General features: G+C 40.6%; 13 protein-coding genes and 1 tRNA gene. 4 read left to right on the forward strand and 10 right to left on the reverse strand.

Going from position 1 to position 22,292, the window contains the following annotated elements:
* Nucleotides 1–11: 11 nt before the first annotated feature.
* The 4 genes from purK to HXT40_RS02200 all read right to left on the reverse strand — a co-directional run bounded on the left by purK (nucleotide 12) and on the right by HXT40_RS02200 (nucleotide 5,790).
* On the reverse strand, nucleotides 12–1,184 hold the full coding sequence (purK, locus tag HXT40_RS02185; RefSeq protein WP_421777304.1) for a 5-(carboxyamino)imidazole ribonucleotide synthase: 1,173 nt from the start codon (nucleotides 1,182–1,184) through the stop codon (nucleotides 12–14).
* The gene (gene purE, locus HXT40_RS02190; protein ID WP_004108375.1) at nucleotides 1,168–1,632 is read right to left on the reverse strand and encodes a 5-(carboxyamino)imidazole ribonucleotide mutase; all 465 of its coding nucleotides are present in this window, start codon (nucleotides 1,630–1,632) and stop codon (nucleotides 1,168–1,170) included. The genes purK and purE overlap by 17 nt, the downstream gene beginning before the upstream one ends.
* 113 nt (nucleotides 1,633–1,745) lie before the next feature.
* Nucleotides 1,746–4,409, reverse strand: a complete 2,664-nt coding sequence (locus HXT40_RS02195; RefSeq protein ID WP_421777305.1) for a bifunctional lysylphosphatidylglycerol flippase/synthetase MprF — start codon at nucleotides 4,407–4,409, stop codon at nucleotides 1,746–1,748.
* A 1-nt stretch (nucleotide 4,410) separates the two neighbouring features.
* Complete coding sequence (locus HXT40_RS02200; protein WP_076002952.1) at nucleotides 4,411–5,790, reverse strand: alpha/beta hydrolase; 1,380 nt, start codon at nucleotides 5,788–5,790, stop codon at nucleotides 4,411–4,413.
* A 310-nt stretch (nucleotides 5,791–6,100) separates the two neighbouring features.
* Here HXT40_RS02200 and HXT40_RS02205 point away from each other — a divergent pair, with 310 nt between their 5' ends.
* Nucleotides 6,101–8,170 carry an LTA synthase family protein gene (locus HXT40_RS02205; protein ID WP_102703186.1) on the forward strand — a complete coding sequence of 690 codons (2,070 nt, stop codon included), beginning with the start codon at nucleotides 6,101–6,103 and terminating at the stop codon, nucleotides 8,168–8,170.
* 115 nt (nucleotides 8,171–8,285) lie between these two features.
* Here HXT40_RS02205 and purD read toward each other — a convergent pair whose 3' ends face one another.
* The 6 genes from purD to purT all read right to left on the reverse strand — a co-directional run bounded on the left by purD (nucleotide 8,286) and on the right by purT (nucleotide 18,438).
* Nucleotides 8,286–9,557, reverse strand: coding sequence for a phosphoribosylamine--glycine ligase (gene purD, locus HXT40_RS02210; RefSeq protein ID WP_415685147.1), 1,272 nt, complete (start codon nucleotides 9,555–9,557; stop codon nucleotides 8,286–8,288).
* Between the two features lie 41 nt (nucleotides 9,558–9,598).
* Nucleotides 9,599–10,633, reverse strand: coding sequence for a phosphoribosylformylglycinamidine cyclo-ligase (gene purM, locus HXT40_RS02215; protein ID WP_064621828.1), 1,035 nt, complete (start codon nucleotides 10,631–10,633; stop codon nucleotides 9,599–9,601).
* Between the two features lie 96 nt (nucleotides 10,634–10,729).
* Nucleotides 10,730–12,217 carry an amidophosphoribosyltransferase gene (gene purF / locus HXT40_RS02220; RefSeq protein WP_004105975.1) on the reverse strand — a complete coding sequence of 496 codons (1,488 nt, stop codon included), beginning with the start codon at nucleotides 12,215–12,217 and terminating at the stop codon, nucleotides 10,730–10,732.
* Nucleotides 12,218–12,298: 81 nt separating this feature from the next.
* Nucleotides 12,299–16,054 carry a phosphoribosylformylglycinamidine synthase gene (locus tag HXT40_RS02225; protein WP_116971114.1) on the reverse strand — a complete coding sequence of 1,252 codons (3,756 nt, stop codon included), beginning with the start codon at nucleotides 16,052–16,054 and terminating at the stop codon, nucleotides 12,299–12,301.
* Nucleotides 16,055–16,196: 142 nt separating this feature from the next.
* Nucleotides 16,197–16,979, reverse strand: coding sequence for a phosphoribosylaminoimidazolesuccinocarboxamide synthase (gene purC, locus HXT40_RS02230; RefSeq protein WP_064621603.1), 783 nt, complete (start codon nucleotides 16,977–16,979; stop codon nucleotides 16,197–16,199).
* 175 nt (nucleotides 16,980–17,154) lie between these two features.
* On the reverse strand, nucleotides 17,155–18,438 hold the full coding sequence (gene purT, locus HXT40_RS02235) for a formate-dependent phosphoribosylglycinamide formyltransferase (protein ID WP_012914354.1): 1,284 nt from the start codon (nucleotides 18,436–18,438) through the stop codon (nucleotides 17,155–17,157).
* Between the two features lie 140 nt (nucleotides 18,439–18,578).
* On the opposite strand from purT, the gene HXT40_RS02240 reads away from it, so the two are divergent.
* From HXT40_RS02240 to pgsA, 3 genes are all read left to right on the forward strand, one after another.
* Nucleotides 18,579–18,654, forward strand: a tRNA-His gene (locus HXT40_RS02240).
* A gap of 147 nt (nucleotides 18,655–18,801) precedes the next feature.
* The gene (locus HXT40_RS02245; RefSeq protein WP_421777306.1) at nucleotides 18,802–21,501 is read left to right on the forward strand and encodes a DNA translocase FtsK 4TM domain-containing protein; all 2,700 of its coding nucleotides are present in this window, start codon (nucleotides 18,802–18,804) and stop codon (nucleotides 21,499–21,501) included.
* An 81-nt stretch (nucleotides 21,502–21,582) separates the two neighbouring features.
* Entirely contained in the window at nucleotides 21,583–22,263 is a 681-nt protein-coding gene (gene pgsA / locus HXT40_RS02250) for a CDP-diacylglycerol--glycerol-3-phosphate 3-phosphatidyltransferase (RefSeq protein ID WP_076002943.1), read from the forward strand.
* Nucleotides 22,264–22,292 lie beyond the last annotated feature (29 nt).

Consider the following 22,292-nt stretch of genomic DNA (forward strand, 5'->3'; position numbering starts at 1 on the left):
TTTCGTCGTTTTTAGTCTAGCTCGTCGTCCCAGCAGCCTGTTGCATCTAATGCTGCAGCAGCGTCAACAGGATTATCGCATAGCACAGTAATATGACCCATTTTGCGATTCTTACGAACTTCAGCTTTTCCATAATCATGTATATGCCATTCTGGATGTTCCAAAATCAGCGAACGTGTAGGAGCCACATGTTGCCCAAGAACATTTACCATAACAGCAGGGGAAAGTAGCTTAGGCTTCTTTAAAGGCCAACCAACAATACCGCGAATATGTGCTTCAAATTGATCCATATCGCAAGCTTCAATCGTATAATGCCCGGAATTGTGAGGGCGAGGAGCAAGTTCGTTTACTACTACGCGATTATCTTTAGTGATGAAAAGCTCGATTCCTAATGTTCCTGCTAGTTTGAATCCTTTAGCTAAGCGCAAAGCTAATTCGTGAGCTGTTTTTTCAACTTCAGGATCAACTACTGCAGGAGCTAAAGTCATGTGCAAAATACTATTGTGATGCACGTTTTTTACTAGAGGATAAGTTACGAAATCCTTACCATTTCCAGAAACCAAGATTGATGCTTCAAAAGCAAAATCGACGAAACCCTCGAGAATTGAAGGAGGGAATTTTCCTCCGCGATCCGAGCGATGGTGAATGTTAGCAACGTCTTCTTCTGTGCGCAAAACATCTTGACCATGACCGTCGTAGCCGCCGCGACGAGTTTTAAGAATTGCTGGCAAGCCTATTTCGTCAATAGCAGCATCTAAGTCGTCCAAATTATTTACTTCACGCCACGGAGCTGTTTCGATTTTATGACTATTAATGAACGTTTTTTCACTGACGCGATCTTGAGTTACGCGTAACAGGTCAGTTCCTTGTGGGATTGCGGTTAAATGACGAACTTTATCAAGTGCGTCTGCGTTAACATTTTCAAATTCGTAGGTTAATACATCGCAACGTTCAGCAAGCTCACGCAAGCCTTCAGGATCGTCGTAATTAGCTTCAACTTGCAAATCTGCTACTTGGAACACAGGGCAGTCAAGCGTAGGGTCAAGAACACCAATACGAAAACCCATATGGCGAGCTGCAATAGCCATCATGCGCCCTAACTGGCCGCCGCCAATAATTCCAATAGTGGATCCTGGCATTAAACGTTCAACAGCGCCATTAGTTACTTCAGATAAGGTTGGCATTTGATTCCTCGACTTTTTCTTTTAGTTCATTGCGATATTCTGCTAGTTCTTTAGCAAGACGATTATCAGTTGTACTTAAAATGCTTACAGCAAGCAATCCAGCATTTGTCGCACCAGAGTTTCCAACTGCAGTAGTTGCAACAGGAATACCTCCTGGCATTTGTACTATTGAAAGCAATGAATCCCAGCCTGATAGCGCATGCGAGCGTACTGGCACTCCAATAACAGGAAGCGTGGTTTGTGCCGCAATCATGCCAGGCAAGTGGGCGGCTCCGCCGGCTCCAGCAATAATAATGTGGAAACCGTTTGAGCGAGCATTATGCGCAAAATCTGCCATTAATTCCGGTGTACGATGTGCGGAAATAACTCGTTTCATATACGGAACTTGGAATTTATCTAGAATTTCACAAGCATGACGCATGGTTTCCCAATCACTTGAGGATCCCATTACGACAGCGACGGTTGGCTTTACTTCTGACACGATGAACCTCCCTGACGTGCACTTGTTACTTTACGCAACACTAGGGAGAACTCGCCGAAGTTTATCTAAAACTTAACAAATTATTTGTTCGCTTCATTGCTTTTTGGTCGCAACGATTTTACCATTTCTAGTATTTGTTTAGGATTAGCTTCCGGTAAATAGGCGTGAGTTACAGCTAGTGAAATCTGAGCTAATTTTGCAGAATCCATATAGCAAACATATACGGAACTTGCGGATGGCTGGAATTTTTTCTTGAAGAAATATAGCGATTTGAACCCATAAGCTGGTTCCAAAATGTCAGACATCATTTCTAGCGCATGATTAATAACGTTAGAAGATTTTTGACCATTTTCGTTCAATATGTCTTCGTTTATGCCAGCTAGAGGTGCTGCAGAAAGGCTCATAAATTCTACAGAACAGTCTGGGTTTTCTAATCCTTCATCTCTTAAACGTTCTGCCATTCTAGCAATTAATAATTCCATAATCCCATTAGGACTATCTGTGCGGTGACGCATAAAATCAAGTGTCCAACCAATAATTCGATTATTTCTATACGTTGGCATCCAGCTTGTTACTCCAAGTACCCTGCCGTCTTCATTAATAGCGTATAAAATTTTGACGCGGCTATCTTGAAGTTCGTCAAGTCCTCCGAGAGTAAATTTCATTTCTGGAAGAGCTTTTAACTCTGCCCATTCTTCTGAAATTTCTACAATTTGTTGCCGTACGTCCCAAGAGGCTTCGTTATAAGTTGTAAGTACGTCGGCAATTCCATCTCGTTTTGCTTTGTTTATAGCTGTACGAATATCTTGCCATTTTTTCCCTCGCGTCTGCCAAGTATTAGGGTCTACTAGCATGTCTGTTCCGACTTTAATAGAAGTAAATCCAAGTTTTTCTAGTTCTTGACGCGTTTTATCGTGCACAGCATAGAATGCTGGAGACCACGAATTTTGTTCGCAGAATTTAATAAATCCTCGAATATCTTGTGAATACTCTTTTTCATCTCCAAAAGGTTCTGTAAGAGTGAGCGCAATACCGTAATTTAGTCTATAGGCAATTGCAGATTGCCCGCTTTGAGAGAACCAATAATGGTTATTCGCCCAAGTCGTCATAAAGCTCATTGTGTTTCCACCAAGTTCTACTAATGAGCTTGCTTTTTTTCTATCGTTTTCGCTTGTAGAGATGCTGCTGCTGAACCACGTAAAGCAGACAATAAACAATATTGTCCAGAATATCACGCCCACGCTTTGTGCTAGTAAAGAAGATAGGGGTGTTTCAGTGCGAAGCATTGCGTTAGATCTGTTTCCAAATCCCATAGGCATCCAGCGCCCTGGTAAATCTCGCAATAAGTGGTAAATATCAGCAGATGGAGTAAATTCTTCAGGTATCATAAGACCAAAAGCAACATATCCAGCACCAGTTATATACAATGCTATAAAAATTGCTATTAGTCCCAAACGTGCCTGTAGTTTGCTCGTATGAACAGAAAAATGCTTTAAATTAATTATCAACAAAATAGTAAGCAATAATGGTGGGAGAGCGGTAAGCATAAAAGCAACAGCAACAGCATTATGTTGATGTTCCAAAATATTTTGTTTTGTGGCAATTAAAGGCAAAACAGTGAAATACATTCCTGCATATAGCACAGTCAGTGCGTTTATAAATATAGAAGTTAATGCAGCTAGTCTACGCCCTCGTAACATTCCCCACGCAATAATCATCAGTGTGATGCTTGGTAATAGAATGCGAATCCATAATTCGCCAATTGCAGCGTGATGTAGACCTGAATGAAGAAAACAATTATTTGTGCTGTAATTTGTCATGCATCGCGTAAGCCATGTCTTAGAGCCTAGTTGCGGTGACATAAACAAACCAAGAGTAGTAAGAATTCCTGCGTGAGAGCGTGAAGATAATGCCAACACTGGACCTAATGCAATAATGCTCTGAGCTACTGCAAAAAGCCTACGAATTTCGTAATCTGTACCTTCCCACCAGTTTACACTTCGTCTAACGCCTTTTGTTTTGCTCATAATATTGCCGATGATGTGTCCTGTAAGGGCTGCAATAATAGTGCAATAATCGCCTGGATTTCCACTATAAAGAAGCATTGCTGAAGTAGTAGCGTATCCAATTACTAAAGTTCTTCTGCGCCACAAAATAGATTCGTAAGATGCAGAAGCCATAAAAGCGCCAATAAACAGTGTGAATGGAGATAGTCGAATAGGAATCTTGGTAATCCAATGCATGTTTCGAATAATGATTGAAAGATTACCTATGATTGTTAATCCTACAATTATGCCAACAAGTGTGCTAAATATTGCAATATAAATAATATTAAGTCTACTTATACGAGTTTCTGCAACGCCAATAAGTACGGCAACAAGTAAACAATTAACCATAAGAGATGGCATATTATTTACGAAAATAAGCGAATGGCACACTTTTATCAGCAGCTCTGTGACGTTTCCGTGCCCGAAGAATAGGCTTGGACCTTTTGAATGATGATGTCGCATAAACAATTGTGCAAGAGTAGCGCTTGTGCCATAAGTATAAAAATGCATAAGTGCTAATACGAGCCAGTGTATGCAATTTATAACAATAAAAATGCATGTAAGCGTTAATGCAAAAACTTTATGTTGCATCCAGGTTATGAAATCGTGCATCAATATTTTTGTATGCCGAATTGCTGAATGTTTAGAATCAGAATCATTTTTCTTACAACGTTTATGAAAGAAAGACAGCATCATATTAGTCTCGATTCACTTGCTGGTTGATAAGAATTTGTACATTTTGGTAGGTATTAAGTTTTGGTGCAGTGCTTGAAATACCTGTTTTTTTGCAGAATTGATCAATTGCTATTTTTAATCCAGCTTTTACTGTGTGCCAATCATGACCATTGCCTTGAGAAAGCATGGTTATAACATTCATTCCAGCGCGATGTGCGCTTAGTGCGATGGTTGCCTGATTCGCTTGAGATTTAGTATCCCATGAGCCCGCAATAGCGTAATAATTTTGTTTCAAAGGAGCATTTTTACGCATTATCACGCTAGGTACATGTCGCTCATATTCTGATGTGTTTCCATTGAAATAATGATTAATTGTTTCTTGGCGATTCTTATATGTTGGTTCTAGTTCCCCTCCGGCAGAAAAAATGTTTCCAAATATATCAGGGTGAGATGGAACTAGTTGCGTTGAGCAAGTGCCTCCTTGTGAGAAGCCGCCCATAAGCCACATTTTAGGATCTTTGCTTACTGGCAAATGTTTGCGTATCCATTTAGGAACATCATTAATTAAATATGTTTCTGCTTTGCCGAACACATGTGTATCCGCACACAGAGAATTATGCGAAGATTTACCATTTTGGTCAGGGGCTACAACAATAGGTGCAAGACCGTAGTGATTTTTCGCGTAATTGTCTAAAGTATTTGCAATATCGCTTGCTGCAAAAAAGTGATTAGGGCTACCAGGTTGTCCTGCAAACATGACCATAACTGGCAGTTTTGGTGGTTTTTTAACAAGTGCAGCAGGTGGCAAGTATACGTTTGCTATTCTGGCATTGAAATGTGAAGCAGTGTTAGGGATATAAACTGAACGAACAATACCTTTTTTAGGCAGTTTTGGCAGTTTTTGTTGTGCTGCTAACTCTCTCCATTGTTTAATACTAGAGGATGCGGATTTTTGCTTATTAACTTCTAGTTTTGGAAAACCGCCCATTCCAAATATTGAACCTATTGTCGTGTATTCCCCATAAATCATGTCTACATGAAGAGCTGTGCTTGCTAACGTCAAGATAATAGCTATTACTGCAACTAGTTTTCTCCATTTGTGTAAGAAAACAAATGCTGTTGCTGCAAAACCTATAAGCCCGAAGCCGCATGCAATAGAAAAAATAACGAGCCATCCAAGACTTACTTCGAATACAAGAAACACGTCAGAAATAAGCCAAGCAATTATTCCACCGACAAAAAATGTTATGACACCTATTGCAAGTTGTATTAGTAAGTGGAACATTTTCTTGCCGCGTTTTGTTTTCATAAAAAGCAACAAGACTAAAGAAATACCATTTACGCTAAAAAGGCTTACTGGTAGCCATCCTTGCAAAAGACTCACTTTTGCCAATTGCAGCATGTTTGACTCCTATACTTTCTAGTCTAATTTGCGTACCAGTTACTAATCTAAGCGACATATACGCACAGTAATTGCCCAACCTAGTAATGTAATGCTAGTATCTGAAATTTTCCTCAATATTTGTTTTATTTTTTATTATTTATTCTATTTAAATAATAAATATCGAAACATATATTGTAATCAGTCCTAAGTATTAAAATTGCTATTTTTTCTTGTTTCAATGCATTGTTAAAAATTTATGACGATAGCAATAAGTAGACTTGCACATTATTAGTAATAATTAGTACGTGTGTGATTTATTGAGGATAGTATGAAGTCATTTTTGCGCTTGAAAGTTCCGTATTGGCTGTATGCATTTCTTTTCTTTGTTATTGACGGCATGTCGGTAATTATTGTGCAAATGGGTGTGCAGCGCGCTGGAAGAGTTGAGATGACTTCTGCAATGTCTGGTGGACGTTGGGGATTAATAACTAAAACCTGGAAAGAACTTAATTTCGTTATTGTTCTTAGTGCGCTCGTTGTTGCGATGATATACGGTTTAATTCTTTTGATTAGTAACCGATTTTGGATATCAAGTGCAATAATTCTAAGTGTTTCATTGCTTATTGCTGTTATTGAATATATGAAAGTAAATGTTCGTTATGAAACTATTCTTCCTGCGGACTTAAACTTTTTAAAAAGTAACACTGGTAATGTCGCTTCATTTTTGCCAGATAATGCTCCTATGGTCATTGGTGTTGCTTTAGGCGTTTTTATTTTGCTTTTAGTTACAACTGTTTGCTTACACATATTTGATACAAATCATGGAAAGATTGTGCGATTTAAAGATTGGCGTTATTCTGCTGGTATTCGTGTTGCAATTGCGTTGATTTTAATAGGGAATTTAAGCTGGTATATTGGCGGCGTTGGCACAGTTGACTCTTCGGCTAATGTTTTTTCTAAAATGCTTGGTGACAGTCCTGCTATGTGGGATTCTGTTTATGACGCTCAACGCAATGGTGCTATTGTGGCATTTTTGCGTAATGTAAATCCTAAAATTATGGATAGGCCGGCTGATTACAGTGAAGAAACTATGAAGGCTGTATACAAGCGTTATAACGATGAAGCTAAACGTATAAATCGTTCTCGTACAACAAATATGAACGATAATACTTTTATTCTTATCTTGTCTGAATCGTTCTCTGATCCTACTCGTGTTCCTGGTTTGAAGTTGAACAAGAATCCAATACCATTTATTAGCAATTTAAAGAAGCATACGGATAGTGGTTTGATGCTTTCTTCTGGTTATGGTGGCGGTACTGCAAATCTAGAGTACATGTCTTTAACTGGTTTGAGCATGGCTAATTTTGATCCTTCAATGACGAGTCCGTATCAGCAGTTGGTTCCTAATGCTCAATGGTCTCCAACTATTAATCAATATTGGGATGATTCTCGTAATTCTATTAAATCTATAGCTTTCCACCCGTATGAGCCGAGCATGTATTTGCGCGCTACTAATTACAAAAAGTTTGGATTTAGTAAGTTCTACGCATTGCAAGGACCTGATGTTATTGCTCACCGTGATGTTATAGATAAATCACCGTATGTTTCTGACGCATCAGCATATAAGAGTGCGTTAGAAAAGATTAAAGAGCATAAGCAACCTAGGTTCGTACAAATTGTTACTATGCAAAACCATATGCCTTATAGGGATTGGTATGCGAATAATGAATTCGAAGTGTCTTCTAAAGATGGTGCCGCTGATCTTGGTGATGATGAAAAAACTTCTATTGAAACGTATGCTAAGGGTGTGCAGCACACTGATGAGGCAACACAAGCGTTTTTGAAGAGTTTAGATAAACTAAATAAGCCTATTACTGTTATGTTTTATGGTGACCATTTGCCAGGAATTTACGGCACTGCAAGTTCAGATGAAAAGAATTCATTGTCTTTGCATTTGACTGATTATTTTATTTGGTCAAATAAAGTTGCTTTGGAGCGTAAAGAGCGTAGTGAGAAAAAATCTTCAAACAAAAATGTAGAGCATTCTAATACAAGTAAAGATGTAGATCGTACTAATAAGTATTCTTCACCTAACTTCTTTATTTCTCAGGCTGCTTTACATATGAACGCTAAAGTTTCTCCGTATCTTGCTTTCTTAACTTGTTTACATGAGCATGTGAGCGCTATGGAGCCTCCTGTTGTAAATACTATTCAAGGCTGGGATAGAATTCCTGAGGGACAATCAATTTATTTGGATAACGATGGTAATCCTATGATTTTGTCTAAGATGGATAAGAAGTCACGTCAACTTCTTCATGACTATCGCTTAATACAATACGATATTACTGCTGGAAAGCATTATTTGCGTAATACTGATTTTCTGAAATTACCGCGCTAAAAGCTAGTTTGATTATTACAATGCCCCTCGTTTGTATTTGATACATAGTATGTTTCAAATAGCGAGGGGCTTATTGATTTGCAATTTGTTAATGAAAACTATATCAATTAACAAACTATTTTAAGGCTTTAGATGCGATATCATGCCTAAAGAACATGTGTGGAAGATTAAGCTTATTTAATATGCTGTAGACGTTGTTTTGAGCGTCTTTTACGTCATCTCCATGCACTTGCACAAGAGCTACTCTACCTGAAGAAGTAAGAAGTTTGCCGCTTTCTTCATCGCTTTTTACTCCTGCATAATACACGTGTTGACCTTGATTTTCGTCAACAGGAATTTGAGGAAGAGGAGTTCCAGTAACTAAAGTGCCAGGGTAGCCTTCGCTTGCAATAATTACGCCGAGCGTAACACCGTTATTTTTCCAAGTAAAAGTTGGGCTTTTATGTCGCAAAATATTCCATATAGCTTCACCAAAATCTGAAGTAAGGCGAGGAAGCACAACTTCTGTTTCTGGGTCTCCAAAGCGAGCATTAAACTCAATAACTTTAGGACCTGTTGCTGTATCAATTAAGCCAGCATAAAGCACGCCGGTAAAAGGCGTACCCTCTTTAGCTAGTCCTTCAACAGTTGGGCGCACAATTTCGTCGATAGCACGCTGAACTGTTTCGTCGCTAATTTGCGGCACAGGGCTATAAGCTCCCATGCCTCCAGTATTTGGTCCTTTGTCTCCGTCATAAGCACGCTTGTGATCTTGAGAAATAGGCATAACCCAAAAATCAGTTCCGCTTACAAAACTCATAAGCGAAAACTCTTGACCTTGCAAAAATTCTTCAATAACAACTTTTGCTCCAGCTTGACCAAAACGATGATCTACGAAGATATCATCCAAAGCATCAACTGCTGTTTGCTCATCCATAGCAACAGTAACGCCTTTTCCAGCAGCCAAACCATCCGCTTTAATAACAATTGGAGCACCATGCTCAAGAACGTATGCGCGTGCCGGCTCCAAAGCGTCAAATGTTTTGTAGGAGGCAGTTGGAACGTTGTGACGAGCCATAAGCTTTTTTGCGAAATCTTTAGAGCCTTCAATTTGAGCTGCGGCTTTGTTTGGACCAAAAGCGGCAATTCCATGCGCTTCAAAATCGTCAACAATGCCATTCATAAGGGGAACTTCAGGACCAATGAACGCAAAATCGTAGTTATTGTCTTTAACGAACTTAATAAGAGCGTCATGATCTGATTGACTTATGTTTGCAGTTTGAATGCCATCTGCTGCAATACCAGGATTTCCAGGAGCAACAGTTACTTCTTCAACGCTTTCTCCTTTAAGTAGCGCGTGTGCAATAGCATGTTCGCGAGCGCCAGAACCAACTACTAAAACTTTCATTTTTGATCCTTTATTGCTTTAAAATTTTGCTGTTTTGTGGATTACAACAATTCGACTGCAACGTTTTCGCGCTTAGCCATTTTGCCAATAATATAAGCGGTTTCGTTATGCTCTTTTAGTATTCGCATTGCCTCGTCTGCTTTGTTTTCGTCAACTGCCAAAACCATGCCAATACCCATATTAAAAACGTTGAACATTTCAGCGTGAGCAACTTTTCCAGCTTTTTCAATAACTCCAAAAATAGGTGGAACGCTCCAGCTAGTGGTATCAATTTTTGCAGCCAAATCATCTGCGTACATGCGTGGAACATTTTCAATAAATCCGCCGCCTGTAATATGAGCAACTCCCTTAATAAGATGTTCTGCAAAAAGTGGCTTTAAAGCTTTTACGTAGATTCGAGTAGGTTCAAGAAGAACTTCGCCAAGTGTTTTGCCATTAAGCTCATCTAGCTTGGTGTCAACGCTAAAACCTGCTTCTTCAAACAAAGCTTTGCGAACAAGAGAGAATCCATTTGAATGAACTCCTGAAGAAGGAAGTCCGATAAGCACGTCGCCGGCAGTAATAGTGGATCCATCAACAATATTCGAACGTTCTGCAACGCCTACTGCAAAACCTGCAAGATCGTACTCGTCTTCGTCATACATTCCAGGCATTTCAGCAGTTTCGCCGCCAATTAAACCTGCTTCTGATTGCACGCAACCATCTGCAACGCCTGAAACTACCTGCTCAAGTATTTCAGGATTGTTTTTTCCGCATGCAATATAATCGAGGAAGAAAAGCGGCTCGGCACCTTGAGCTGCAATATCGTTTACGCACATTGCAACGCAATCAATGCCAATAGTGTTATGCTTATTCATCATTTTTGCAATCACAAGCTTGGTTCCAACGCCATCCGTGCCAGAAATCAGCACTGGCTCTTTGTAACCAAGAGATGCCAAATCAAATAAGCCGCCAAATCCGCCAATGCCACCTACAACGCCTGGGCGCTTTGTGCGATTTACATGAGATTTAATACGACGTACTACTTCGTATCCTGCTTCTACGCTTACGCCAGCTTCTTCATATGCGTGTGGCATATTGGTTCCTTTCGTAACAATGTTATAAGTATTTTCTTAAGTTTTATTTATAAATTGCAATGAACAATTTAATTAATAAATAATCAAGTTATTAAGTTATATAAGATTTTCGTGTGAATATTTACTGTGCTTCCTTACTTCTTGCAAATGTTCGCGTTCTTCAGGAGTAAGTGAAGCCAAGAATTCTTCGCCATAATCGTCTAGTGCAGTAGGGTAGTCGCCATTAAAGTAAGCAACGCACAAACCGCCATAAGGAGCGGGCTTTTTTAATCCAATCGACTCGACTAATCCATCTAAAGACAAAAATGCTAAGGAATCAGCATCGATATACTCACGAATTTCTTCAACTGAATGCTTTGCTGCAATAAGTTCCTTCGTAGTTTGAATATCGATACCGTAGAAGCAAGGATATTTAAGCGGAGGGGAAGAAATACGCATATGCACTTCTTTAGCGCCAGCTTCTCGAAGCAATTGCACAATGCGCTTAGAAGTAGTTCCGCGAACAATCGAATCGTCAATAACGATAACGCGTTTTCCTGCAACTACACCACGAACAGCAGAAAGTTTCATACGAACGCCTTGCTCGCGTAATTCTTGCGTCGGTTGAATAAAAGTGCGTGCAACATACTGGTTTTTAATCAATCCCATTTCGTTTGGAATTCCGCTTGTTTCAGCGTATCCTGCAGCAGCAGAAAGTGAAGAATTAGGAACTCCAATAACCATATCTGCTTCAACAGGAGATTCTTTAGCCAAACGTGCACCCATGCGCTTTCGTACAGAATGAACATTAATACCGTAAATATTAGAATCTGGGCGAGCGAAATAAATAAATTCCATTGAGCATACTGCATGCTGCACGTGCTTTGTATATTGCTCAATAGTGTAGCCATCGTCATTAATAACAATGATTTCGCCAGGCTCAATATCGCGAATAAACTCTGCTCGCACAATATCAAGCGCACAAGTTTCAGAAGCAAGCACGTACGCGCCGTTCTTCATACGACCAAGCGAAAGAGGGCGGAAACCATTTGGATCAGTTGCTCCGATTAATGCGTCTTGAGTAAGCAATAAGTAAGCAAAACCGCCATGAACAGTTTGTAAAGCTTCTTTTAGGCGATCCATAAAAGTTGCTTTACTAGAGTGGCGAATCAAATGCATCAATATTTCAGTATCAGAATTTGAATGGAATATTGAGCCTTTATCTTCCAAGGAATTACGTAGGCTAGTGCAATTTGTCAAATTTCCGTTATGAGCAAGAGCTACGTCTCCATCGTGGAAACGGAATAGGAAAGGCTGAATGTTATCAACGCTTCCAGAACCTGCAGTAGCATATCGCACGTGACCGATAGCCCGGTTTCCAGTAAGACGATCCATAACTTGTTCATTGCTAAATACTTGAGTTAGCAATCCCAATCCGCGATACCCATGCAGTTTGCCATTGTCGTTAGATACAATGCCGGCACCTTCTTGTCCTCGATGCTGTAGCGCATGAAGTCCAAAATATGTCAGCCTAGCTGCATCTTGATGACCCCACACACCAAATACGCCGCATTCTTCGTGAATATCTTCAAGTTCTGCAGACATTCATACCCCCTAATAATCGATGATTGTAATCGTCGAATTTGTAGTTATTTTGATACAAGTTTTGCAACTGTAAACTAAAGCTCATGCAGTGAAATATTCAACGCCAGCTTCAAACAATGGTTGCTCATGGAAATCAGGAATATTGACATACAAGTCACGACCTGCGCGCTCGCAATGTCCCATTTTTCCAAAAACTCGACCGTCTGGGCTTGTAATACCTTCTACTGACATCATTGAGCCGTTAGGATTTACGTTTAAGCTCATACTTGGTACGCCATTGCTGTCAACATATTGTGTAGCTATTTGACCGTTTTTAATAAGCTTTTCCATAACTTCGTTAGTAGCAATAAAGCGACCTTCTCCATGAGAAATTGCAACAGTATGCATGTCTCCAACTTGCGTATTTGCTAACCATGGTGAAAGATTTGAAGCAACTCTAGTGCGAACAATCCTACTTTGGTGTCTGCCAATAGTGTTGTAGGTAAGAGTTGGGCAGTTAGAATCCATAGGAACAATATCTCCAAAAGGAACCAAGCCCAGCTTAATAAGCGCTTGGAAGCCATTGCAAATTCCAAGCATTAAACCGTCACGATTATTAAGCAAGTCACGAACTGCGTCTGTTACTGCTGGATTCCTAAAGAATGCTGTAATGAATTTCGCAGAACCGTCCGGCTCATCGCCTCCGGAGAAGCCTCCCGGAATCATTACAATTTGACTCTTTTTAATCTCTTCAACCAATTTCTCAGCTGATTGTGCAATATCTTTTGCGCTTAAATTATTAATAATAAGCGTATGAGCGTCTGCTCCAGCTTTTTCAAAAGCAGCTTGCGTATCGTATTCGCAATTATTTCCAGGGAAAACCGGGATAATAACGCGAGGATGCGAAAGCGGCTTTAGTTTTCCTATGTGCATGTGATTTGTAGTAGAAACATTAGTTTTGTTATTAATAGTTTCTACAATCTCGCCAGGCTTTTTGTACGGGAAGATTGAGGAAAGTTCGCTTTCCCAAACCTTTTGCAAATCACTTAAATCAATTTCTTCGCTATTTGATGAAGTAATTGCGTAATTTTCAGTTGTTTCGCCAACAATCTCAACGTCAACCAAGCTTGTATTAGCTAAAGATGGAACTTCAGCGTCTTCCTTGAGTTCAACGTAGAAGCTTCCATATGCTGGCTTAAATAAATCATCGTCGCTTAAATTGTTGAATAATTTAAGACCAATATGATTTCCAAGCGTCATTTTGAATAAGCTTTCTGCGCTAGCACCGTAGCCAGGAGTGGATATAGCAAGAGCTTGCTTGTTTTTCGTAATATTTTCTACAATTTCTAGTGCTTTCAGGAAGCTTTCTTTTTCTGGAGTGATTCCGTCGGATTTATACTTTGGAGCAATACGTATAACTTTATGATTTACACCCTTAAATTCAGGTGAAACAGTTAAACGTGCGTCTCCGGTAGAAACAGCAAACGAAATCAAAGTTGGTGGCACATCCAGATTCTCAAAACTGCCGCTCATAGAATCTTTGCCGCCAATAGCACCAACTCCAAAATCAAGCTGTGCACTTAAAGCACCAAGAACTGCTGCAGCTGGCTTTCCCCAACGCTCTGGAATATCGTGAGGCTTGCCAAAATATTCTTGCAAACTCAAGTAAGCACGTTCGCGCGTGAAACCGCTAGCTGCTAGCTTTGCCAATGATTCAACAACAGCAACATAGGCACCAGTGAATTGGTTTTTTTCCATTAAATACGGATTAAAGCCCCAAGCCATTGCGGAAGCTGTGTTTGTTTCGCCAAATACTGGGAATTTAGCAACCATAGCTTGAGCAGGAGTAAGCTGACGGCGACCGCCAAAAGGCATAAGCACAGTAGCAGCGCCAATAGTAGAATCAAATCGTTCAGATAAGCCTTTATTTGAAGCAATATTAATATCCGAAACTAAGTTATGCATGCGCTTTTCTAACGGCAAATTTGACTGATTCTGCCATGGAGTTTCGTAAGATTCTCCACTTTCAATATGCAGTATCTGCTGTTTTGGAGCGCCATTAGAAGCTAAGAATGCTCTGCTTAAGTCAACAATGGTTTTTCCACGCCAAGTCATTCGCATTCGCGCTTCTTCAGTAACAGTCGCTATTATTTCTGCTTCAAGATTTTCTTCACGAGCATACTTCAAAAATTCTTCAGCATCACTTGACGCAACGTCGACAGCCATGCGCTCTTGAGATTCAGAAATAGCAAGCTCAGTGCCATCGAGACCTTCATACTTTTTAGAAACTTTGTCGAGATTAATAGTTAAGCCGTCGGCAATTTCGCCAGTTGCGACAGAAACGCCGCCAGCGCCAAAATCGTTGCAACGCTTAATAAGTTGGCAAGCATCCTTGCGTCGGAAAAGTCGTTGGAGTTTTCGCTCAATAGGAGCATTACCTTTTTGAACTTCAGCTCCGCACTCTTCAATACTTTCAACATCTTGAGCTTTAGAAGCGCCGGTAGCACCACCAATGCCATCTCTGCCAGTGCGTCCACCAAGAAGAATAATCACATCGCCAGGAGCTGGAGTTTCTCTGCGCACATGGTCGGCTGGGGTAGCGGCAACAACCGCACCAACCTCCATACGTTTTGCAACATAACCCGGATGATAAAGTTCATGCACTTCGCCAGTAGCTAAACCAATTTGATTTCCGTAAGAAGAGTATCCTGCGGCGGCAGAAGTTACGATTTTTCGCTGTGGAAGCTTACCGTTTAAAGTCTCGCTAATAGGCGTGCGTGGATCTGCAGCACCAGTTACGCGCATTGCTTGATACACGTAAGAGCGTCCAGAAAGAGGATCGCGGATGCAGCCACCAATGCACGTTGCAGCTCCACCGAAAGGCTCAATCTCTGTAGGATGATTATGTGTTTCGTTTTTAAACAGGAATAGCCAATCTTCGTCGTGACCGTTTACGTCCACTTTAACTTTTACTGTGCAAGCGTTGATTTCTTCTGACTCGTCCAAATTTTTAAGCTCGCCAGTATGCTTTAAGTATTTTGCGCCAATAGTTGCCATATCCATAAGGCAAACAGGCTTATTTTCGCGATTTAGTTCTTTTCGCAAATCAAGATAACGGCTAAACGCTTCTTGAACAGTGTTATCGTCAATAGAAATATCTGTAAGCTCGGTGCCAAAAGTCGTGTGACGGCAGTGGTCGGACCAGTACGTATCAATAACGCGAATTTCTGTAATAGTAGGATTTCTATGTTCTTCACAGAAATACTTCTGGCAGAACTTTGCGTCAGCCAAATCCATTGCCAAACCGCGAGTATTAATAAAGTCTTGTAATCCAGCTTCGTCTAAATCGTTAAATGAGCTAATTACTTCTACATCAGATGGTACAACTGCTTCTCGCTGTAAACTTTTTACCTCATCAAGTGAAGCTTCTCGCGCTTCAACAGGATTAATAACGTAGTGTTTAATATCGTTTAGTGCTTTTTCGTCAAGATCACCTTTTAAAGCGATTACTCTAGCAGTGCGCACTGTTGGACGTTCGCCTTGACTAATAAGTTGAATGCATTCGCTAGCAGATTGCGCACGCTGATCGAATTGACCAGGCAAAAATTCTACAGCAAATACGTGCTCGTCGGTTTCAATAGGCAAGTAATCGTAAGTATTATCAACTGGAGGTTCGCTTAATACTGTTTGCACAGCATTGTCGAATAAATCTTTGCTGATACCTTCAACGTCATAACGGTTAATAATTCTTGCGGAAGTAATCGCGCTTATGCCAAGAATCTCCCTAAGCTCATGTAAAAGCTGTTGCGCTTGAACGTCAAAACCAGTGCGTTTTTCCACATATACGCGAAATACCACGAGAAACCTACCTTGTTGAATGTGCGGTATGAATGCAGTGTTTATTGTTGTATTGGTTTTAAATTATAAATATTAAATTATTCAAAATCACATTAAGAATGCATGTGGCTCGCACCCCTAAAGGTACGAGCCACAACAATCATTATCGTTCTACGCAATCGTCAGGTTTGCGCACAGAGACATCCAAGCCTTCGCTTTGAGCTAAAGATGCAAGCCTATCGTAAATCTCTTCATAAGCAGGAATGATGTCGCCTAAATCGCGTCTGAACAAGTCCTTGTCCAAATGGCTTACCTCATTCGTACCAGCATTGCGCTTATCCCAAAGTCTGCAAGTATCAGGAGTTATTTCATCAGCGAGAAGAATATTACCTTGCGCGTCTACGCCCTCTTCAATCTTGAAGTCAACAAGCTGAACATCAATCTTGGAGAAAATATCCAACAAAGCATTGTTAACAGCATGAGCTTGACGAGTGACTTCCGTCATTTCTTCATCTGTTGCTAATCCAAGAGCTACAACGCCTTCTGGATTGATAAATGGATCACCAAGCTCGTCGGACTTTACGCAGAACTCCAACAATGGCTTCTTTAAAGGTGTTCCTTCTTTAACGTTATAACGTTTTGCAAAAGAACCTGCAGCAGTATTTCGCATAATAATTTCCAGTGGGAACATGCGCATACGCTTTACAAGTTGTTCAGTATCGGAAATTCGTCCGAGGAAGTGGCTTTTTACGCCGCGCGCCTCAAGTAAATGGAATAGTAACGAAGTAATCCGGTTATTTAAACTGCCTTTACCTGCAATCTGAGCTTTCTTCAGACCGTTACCAGCTGTTGCCTGGTTCATGTATTCAACCCATAGCACATTGGTGTCATCGGTAGCATACAGTTTTTTGGCTTTGCCTTCGTACAACTTCTCAAGTTTTTCCATGATATGCCCTCTCTTATGTGCATTCACAGTTGTAGGCGCAAACCAACAATATTTGTAGGTTTACCTGACCTTTGCCAGCACGATTAGCGTAACAATTGTTACCTACAAAATTTCCCTTCGTACATACTGTAAATTATTATCTTTTTTAACTCTTATGCCTTAATTTTCAATGTATCTAAGCATTCGTTTGTATAGTTTTTAGCGACATAGCGATGCGTGTCGCATTTTCTCTAGCTTCTTCCTGCGTTAATCCAGTAGCTAAAGAAACTGCCATTCGTCTGTGACCATGTACAGAAGGCTTAGCAAAAATACGCAAGTTGCATCGATGATTTTCGCCAGATTGCAAAGCTTGAGCAATATTCGTAAATCCAACAGATCCTTCCGCTTTAATAACAATGGCGTGACTTGCTGCAACTTCATTATTTTTCAAAGAAAGTTCAGTATAGTTAGCTGTAATTGGGACTCCCAAAATAGCCAATGCGTGTAATGCGAATTCACTGTAGTGCTGTGAAATCATAGTTACCATGCCAGTATCGTGTGGGCGAGGTGAAAGCTCGTTAAATAACAGTGAGCCATCTTTTAATACAAATAGTTCGACTCCATAAATGCCCCAACCTGTTTCGCCAGCTTCTTGCGCAATATCAGTCAAACCTTCTACAGCACGCTTTGCAATATCTTTCGCATTAGTGCGGATCGATTCAGGAATATTTGCAGGCTGCCAAGATTCTCTATAGTCTCCGTCTTGCTGACACTGAGCGATCGGCTCACAAGTAGTAATTCCTGCGCAAGAGCTTATTGTAAGTACTGTAAGCTCATAATCAAGCGGAGCTAAAGCTTCAACAATAACGCGTGAACACTCATTTTCATGCCCAGCTGCTGCACGCCTGCCATGCTGAGCTTCATTCCAAGCTGCGAGCAAATTTTCAGAACTACGAACTATTGACTGACCATGACCAGAAGAGCTCATAACAGGTTTAACTACACAAGGATAGCCAACTTTTTTAGCTCCATCCTCTAACTCTTCATAAGATGAAGCGAAACAATACGGTGTAGTAGGCAGTCCTAAATCTTCGTGCGCAATTCTACGCAAGCGCTCGCGATCCATTGCAATCGCGGCAATATCTGAGCTAGGAGCAACTTGAATATTCTTTTTAGCAGCATCTTTCAAAACTTCAGTAGCAATAGCTTCAACTTCTGGGATAATAATGTCAGGATTCACATTGGAAATAAGTTCTTGCAATTCTTGCGGATTCGACATATCTAGCACGTGGTATTCGTGAGCTATTTGCATTGCAGGAGCGTTTTTGTAGCTATCGGCAGCGCATACTCGCACGCCTAATCGCATAAGCTCAATCGCAATTTCCTTGCCAAGCTCGCCTGAGCCAAGAAGAAGTGCTGTCGTGTTGTTGCTGTTTGCAGTTACGCCAAAAATGCGTTGATTTTGCTCAGAAAAACTCATACACCCATTGTTGCATTTGCCATTGTCGAATAATTGATGTTGCTACTACGACGCGCCGAAGTGTGTTGCTCTGGCGGAAATCTAGAAAATCGTGTATAGTATCCCTTTGTTGTGTGATTATGTATGTTTTCACGCGCATGGTGGCTATAGCTCAGTCGGTAGAGCATCTGATTGTGGTTCAGAAGGTCGCGCGTTCAAGCCGCGTTAGCCACCCCACTTAAACGGCTGGTAATTGACCAGCCGTTTTTTGTTAGTTTTGTAACCCTTCAAGCCAAACAGTACATAGGGTAAACTGATATGGTTAGGGTGTTTCCCGACTTAAATTGTGCGTGCGCAATGAAGTAATGCACAGAAGGAGTATTTATGGCTGGTAAGGCTTCACCTAGTGAACCATTGTGGGAGACAATTTTCCTGTTTGTGCCTAGAACTTTAGGAAAGTTAGTGCGCTCGTTTTTTGGTGTTGGAGAATACGATGAGGCATATCGCAGGGATGGTTTGTGCTTCGTTATGCTTGTTCTTGCGATTTTGTTCTGCGCATCAGAATGGTTTAGAGTTAGTGGATTTATTGGAGTAGGTCTCCATTTTGTGTCTTCTAGTTTGCTTGGAATTATGAGCGTTGTTCTGCCTGTGTGGTTAAGCGTTGTTGCTTTTAGGTTGATGCGTAACAGTGGAGCTGGCTCTGGTAATCCTCGTGTTATTAGCGGATTTATTATTCTATTGTTGTCTGTTTGCTCAATTCTTGATATTTCTTCTGCACCTCGCGGAAAAGCGTTTAATTTAGACACTGTACAGAAGTCAGGTGGGTTATTAGGATTTGTGCTCGGATCTCCGCTATCGTGGGGTCTTTCTCGTATTTTTGCAATTATTATTTTTGTAGTAGCTGCTATTTTTTCGATATTAATGATTGCTCACCTTCATGTAACTGATATAGCTCAAAGTGTTGTTACTATTTTTGCTAAATATAACAGTAAAAAGTCTTCTGAAGATTTAGGAAACTCTGAAGAAGATAATTCTGAAAGCAAAACCAATTCTTTGGAATTTGCAGATGGCGTGCCAACTCACAATGAAGAATCGTCTAAAAATAATAGCGGATCTTCTCAAATGTCTTCTGTATTGAAACTGTTTAAATCATTCTTTAAGCGTAAAAACAGCAATAATAATGGGGAATTGCTTGACGAATATGCTGGAGATGACGCATTTTCGCATGCTGCTTCTCACGGTAATAGTGCAGATAATCCTGAAAGAGTTGAACCTCGTAAAGCAAGAACTGTGAGCAGCTCTTCAGACAATAATGCTGCAAATAATTCTCAATTTGAAAATGCTGATAATAATTCGAGTCGACTTACACCTAGAAGTGTTTCATCTTCATCAAAGCCTGTTCCTGAAGAAATATTGCCAAAAGCTCCTATGAGTGATTCCTCTTTATCTGCAAGCGATCCGTGGTCAAGTATTCCAGCTGAACGTATGGATCAATATCGCAGGGATCAAGAAGATTCAGATGATGAAAATGCTGCCGGCAGTGAAAGTGGTGCTGGCAATAATAATGAGCCTTCTTTTGATTCTTCCTCTGAACCTTACAAGCTCCCTGATTTGAATCTTTTAGCTCATGGCAAGCCTCATGCTGCGAGAACTCCAGCAAACGATAACGTTATTCGCGCGTTAACTTCTACTTTCGAACAGTTTGACGTTGACGCTCACGTTATTGGATTCCTTAGAGGCCCATCTGTTACGCAGTACGAGGTTGAGCTTGGTCCTGGTGTAAAAGTTGAAAAAGTTACGAATTTGCAAAAAAATATTGCATACGCTGTAGCTAGTACGGATGTGCGTATTTTGTCGCCAATCCCAGGAAAGTCTGCTATTGGTATTGAAATTCCAAACGTCGACCGCGAAATTGTGCATTTGGGAGATGTTCTGCGCTCGCAAAAAGCTATGAATGACCCTAATCCTATGCTTACAGGCGTTGGAAAAGATGTTGAAGGTCATTTCGTAACGGCAGCTCTCGATAAAATGCCGCATTTGCTTGTTGCTGGTGCTACTGGTTCTGGTAAGTCGAGTTTCATTAATTCAATGCTTACTTCGATTATTATGAGAGCAACTCCTGAACAAGTTCGCATGATTATGGTCGATCCTAAGCGCGTGGAGCTTTCTGCTTATGCTGGCATTCCGCATTTGCTTACTCCGATTATTACAGATCCTAAGAAGGCTGCGCAGGCTCTTGAATGGGTTGTTAAAGAGATGGATGCTCGTTACGATGACTTGCAATTCTTTGGTTTCCGTCATGTTAAAGATTTCAACAAGGCTGTTCGTGAAGGAAAGGTTCATGCTCCGGCTGGATCTGAGCGAAAAGTTGCTCCATACCCGTATTTACTTGTGGTTGTAGATGAGATGGCTGATTTGATGATGGTTGCTAAGAACGATGTGGAAAGTTCTATTCAGCGTATTACTCAGCTTGCTCGAGCTGCAGGTGTGCATTTAGTTCTCGCTACTCAGCGTCCGTCTGTTGATGTTGTAACAGGCCTGATTAAAGCAAATATTCCTTCTCGCTTGGCTTTTGCTACTTCATCTGCAACGGATTCCAGGGTTATTCTCGATACTGTTGGTGCGGAAACTTTGATTGGTCAAGGTGACGCTTTGTTCCTTCCAATGGGTGCTGCTAAGCCTCAGCGTGTGCAGGGTTCGTGGGTGAGTGAATCTGAAATTCGTAAGGCTGTTGAGTATGTTCGCACGCAGCGCAAGCCAAAGTATCGTGAAGATATTGAGCAAATGGCTCAAAAAGCTGATGCTCAAGCTCAAAGCAAGCTTAAAACTAGCGATATTGGCGACGATATGGATGAGTTGCTTCAGGCTGCAGAGCTTGTTGTTAGCTCGCAATTTGGCTCTACTTCAATGCTTCAGCGCAAGTTGCGCGTTGGCTTTGCAAAGGCAGGTCGATTGATGGATTTGCTTGAATCTCGAGGAGTAGTGGGACCTTCTGAAGGTTCTAAAGCTCGCGAAGTTTTGGTTCAGCCGGAAGATTTGCCAAAAGTTTTGGCTTTTATTCGTGGTGAGTCAGATTCGTTATAAGATATTGTATTGTTATGTGCAGTACCAAGTTGTGTGATGTGCTAGAAGTTTTTACTTTGCAGTAGAATGAAGGTTATGTGTATGAAGAAAAAAGCTAAGTCATCATTTTTTGTTGGCTGGAATTATGCTCCGAATATTGTGACTTATATCCGTATTTTGCTTTCGCTTGTTTTTATTGTTTTATATTTGAAAGCAGGTATATGGGGTTTTGATTCAGTTTCGTTGCGTTGGGCTGCGTTTGTGCTGTTTGTTGTAGCTGCTTCTACGGATAAGCTTGACGGGTGGATGGCTCGTAAATATCATAAGGTTACAGAATTAGGTAAGTTGCTTGATCCAATTGCGGATAAAATTCTTATTTTAGCTGCGCTTATTATTGCTTCTGTTTTCGGCGAAATTTATTGGTGGATAACCATCTTGTTCATGATTCGCGAAATTGCCATTACTCTTGTGCGAATTTATGTTGTTAATGTTCGTGGAAGGGTAATTGCTGCATCCTCTGCAGGAAAATATAAGACTCTTACGCAGTCGATTGGTATTGCAATGATTATTGCACCTCTTGTTGCAACTCTTCATGCTAATCCATTGCCTTCTTGGATGGTTTCTTACTATGCAGTTGCTTTTGGCTTGCTTGGTATTTCTTTGGGCTTTGCTTTCTATTCTGCAGTTTTGTATGTCTATAGTGCTTTCTTTGAGGGTTCTTCAAATAGCGAATCTCAAGTTGATGATGCAAAAAATGCAGTGCCTTTGTCTCCTGTGAAGTAAATAAAATATAACGAGTTAAACTTCTTGTT

Source organism: Gardnerella sp. DNF01180P (assembly GCF_049244205.1).
In the GTDB taxonomy this organism is placed as follows: Bacteria; Actinomycetota; Actinomycetes; order Actinomycetales; family Bifidobacteriaceae; genus Bifidobacterium; species Bifidobacterium swidsinskii.

What these genes read in the sequence shown, in the direction of transcription:
- purK (WP_421777304.1), bottom strand. Translation starts at nt 1,184, where the DNA reads ATGCCAACCTTATCTGAAGTAACTAATGGCGCTGTTGAACGTTTAATG.
- purE (WP_004108375.1), bottom strand. Translation starts at nt 1,632, where the DNA reads ATGGGATCCTCAAGTGATTGGGAAACCATGCGTCATGCTTGTGAAATT.
- HXT40_RS02195 (WP_421777305.1), bottom strand. Translation starts at nt 4,409, where the DNA reads ATGATGCTGTCTTTCTTTCATAAACGTTGTAAGAAAAATGATTCTGAT.
- HXT40_RS02200 (WP_076002952.1), bottom strand. Translation starts at nt 5,790, where the DNA reads ATGCTGCAATTGGCAAAAGTGAGTCTTTTGCAAGGATGGCTACCAGTA.
- HXT40_RS02205 (WP_102703186.1), top strand. Translation starts at nt 6,101, where the DNA reads ATGAAGTCATTTTTGCGCTTGAAAGTTCCGTATTGGCTGTATGCATTT.
- purD (WP_415685147.1), bottom strand. Translation starts at nt 9,557, where the DNA reads ATGAAAGTTTTAGTAGTTGGTTCTGGCGCTCGCGAACATGCTATTGCA.
- purM (WP_064621828.1), bottom strand. Translation starts at nt 10,633, where the DNA reads ATGCCACACGCATATGAAGAAGCTGGCGTAAGCGTAGAAGCAGGATAC.
- purF (WP_004105975.1), bottom strand. Translation starts at nt 12,217, where the DNA reads ATGTCTGCAGAACTTGAAGATATTCACGAAGAATGCGGCGTATTTGGT.
- purC (WP_064621603.1), bottom strand. Translation starts at nt 16,979, where the DNA reads ATGGAAAAACTTGAGAAGTTGTACGAAGGCAAAGCCAAAAAACTGTAT.
- purT (WP_012914354.1), bottom strand. Translation starts at nt 18,438, where the DNA reads ATGAGTTTTTCTGAGCAAAATCAACGCATTTTTGGCGTAACTGCAAAC.
- HXT40_RS02245 (WP_421777306.1), top strand. Translation starts at nt 18,802, where the DNA reads ATGGCTGGTAAGGCTTCACCTAGTGAACCATTGTGGGAGACAATTTTC.
- pgsA (WP_076002943.1), top strand. Translation starts at nt 21,583, where the DNA reads ATGAAGAAAAAAGCTAAGTCATCATTTTTTGTTGGCTGGAATTATGCT.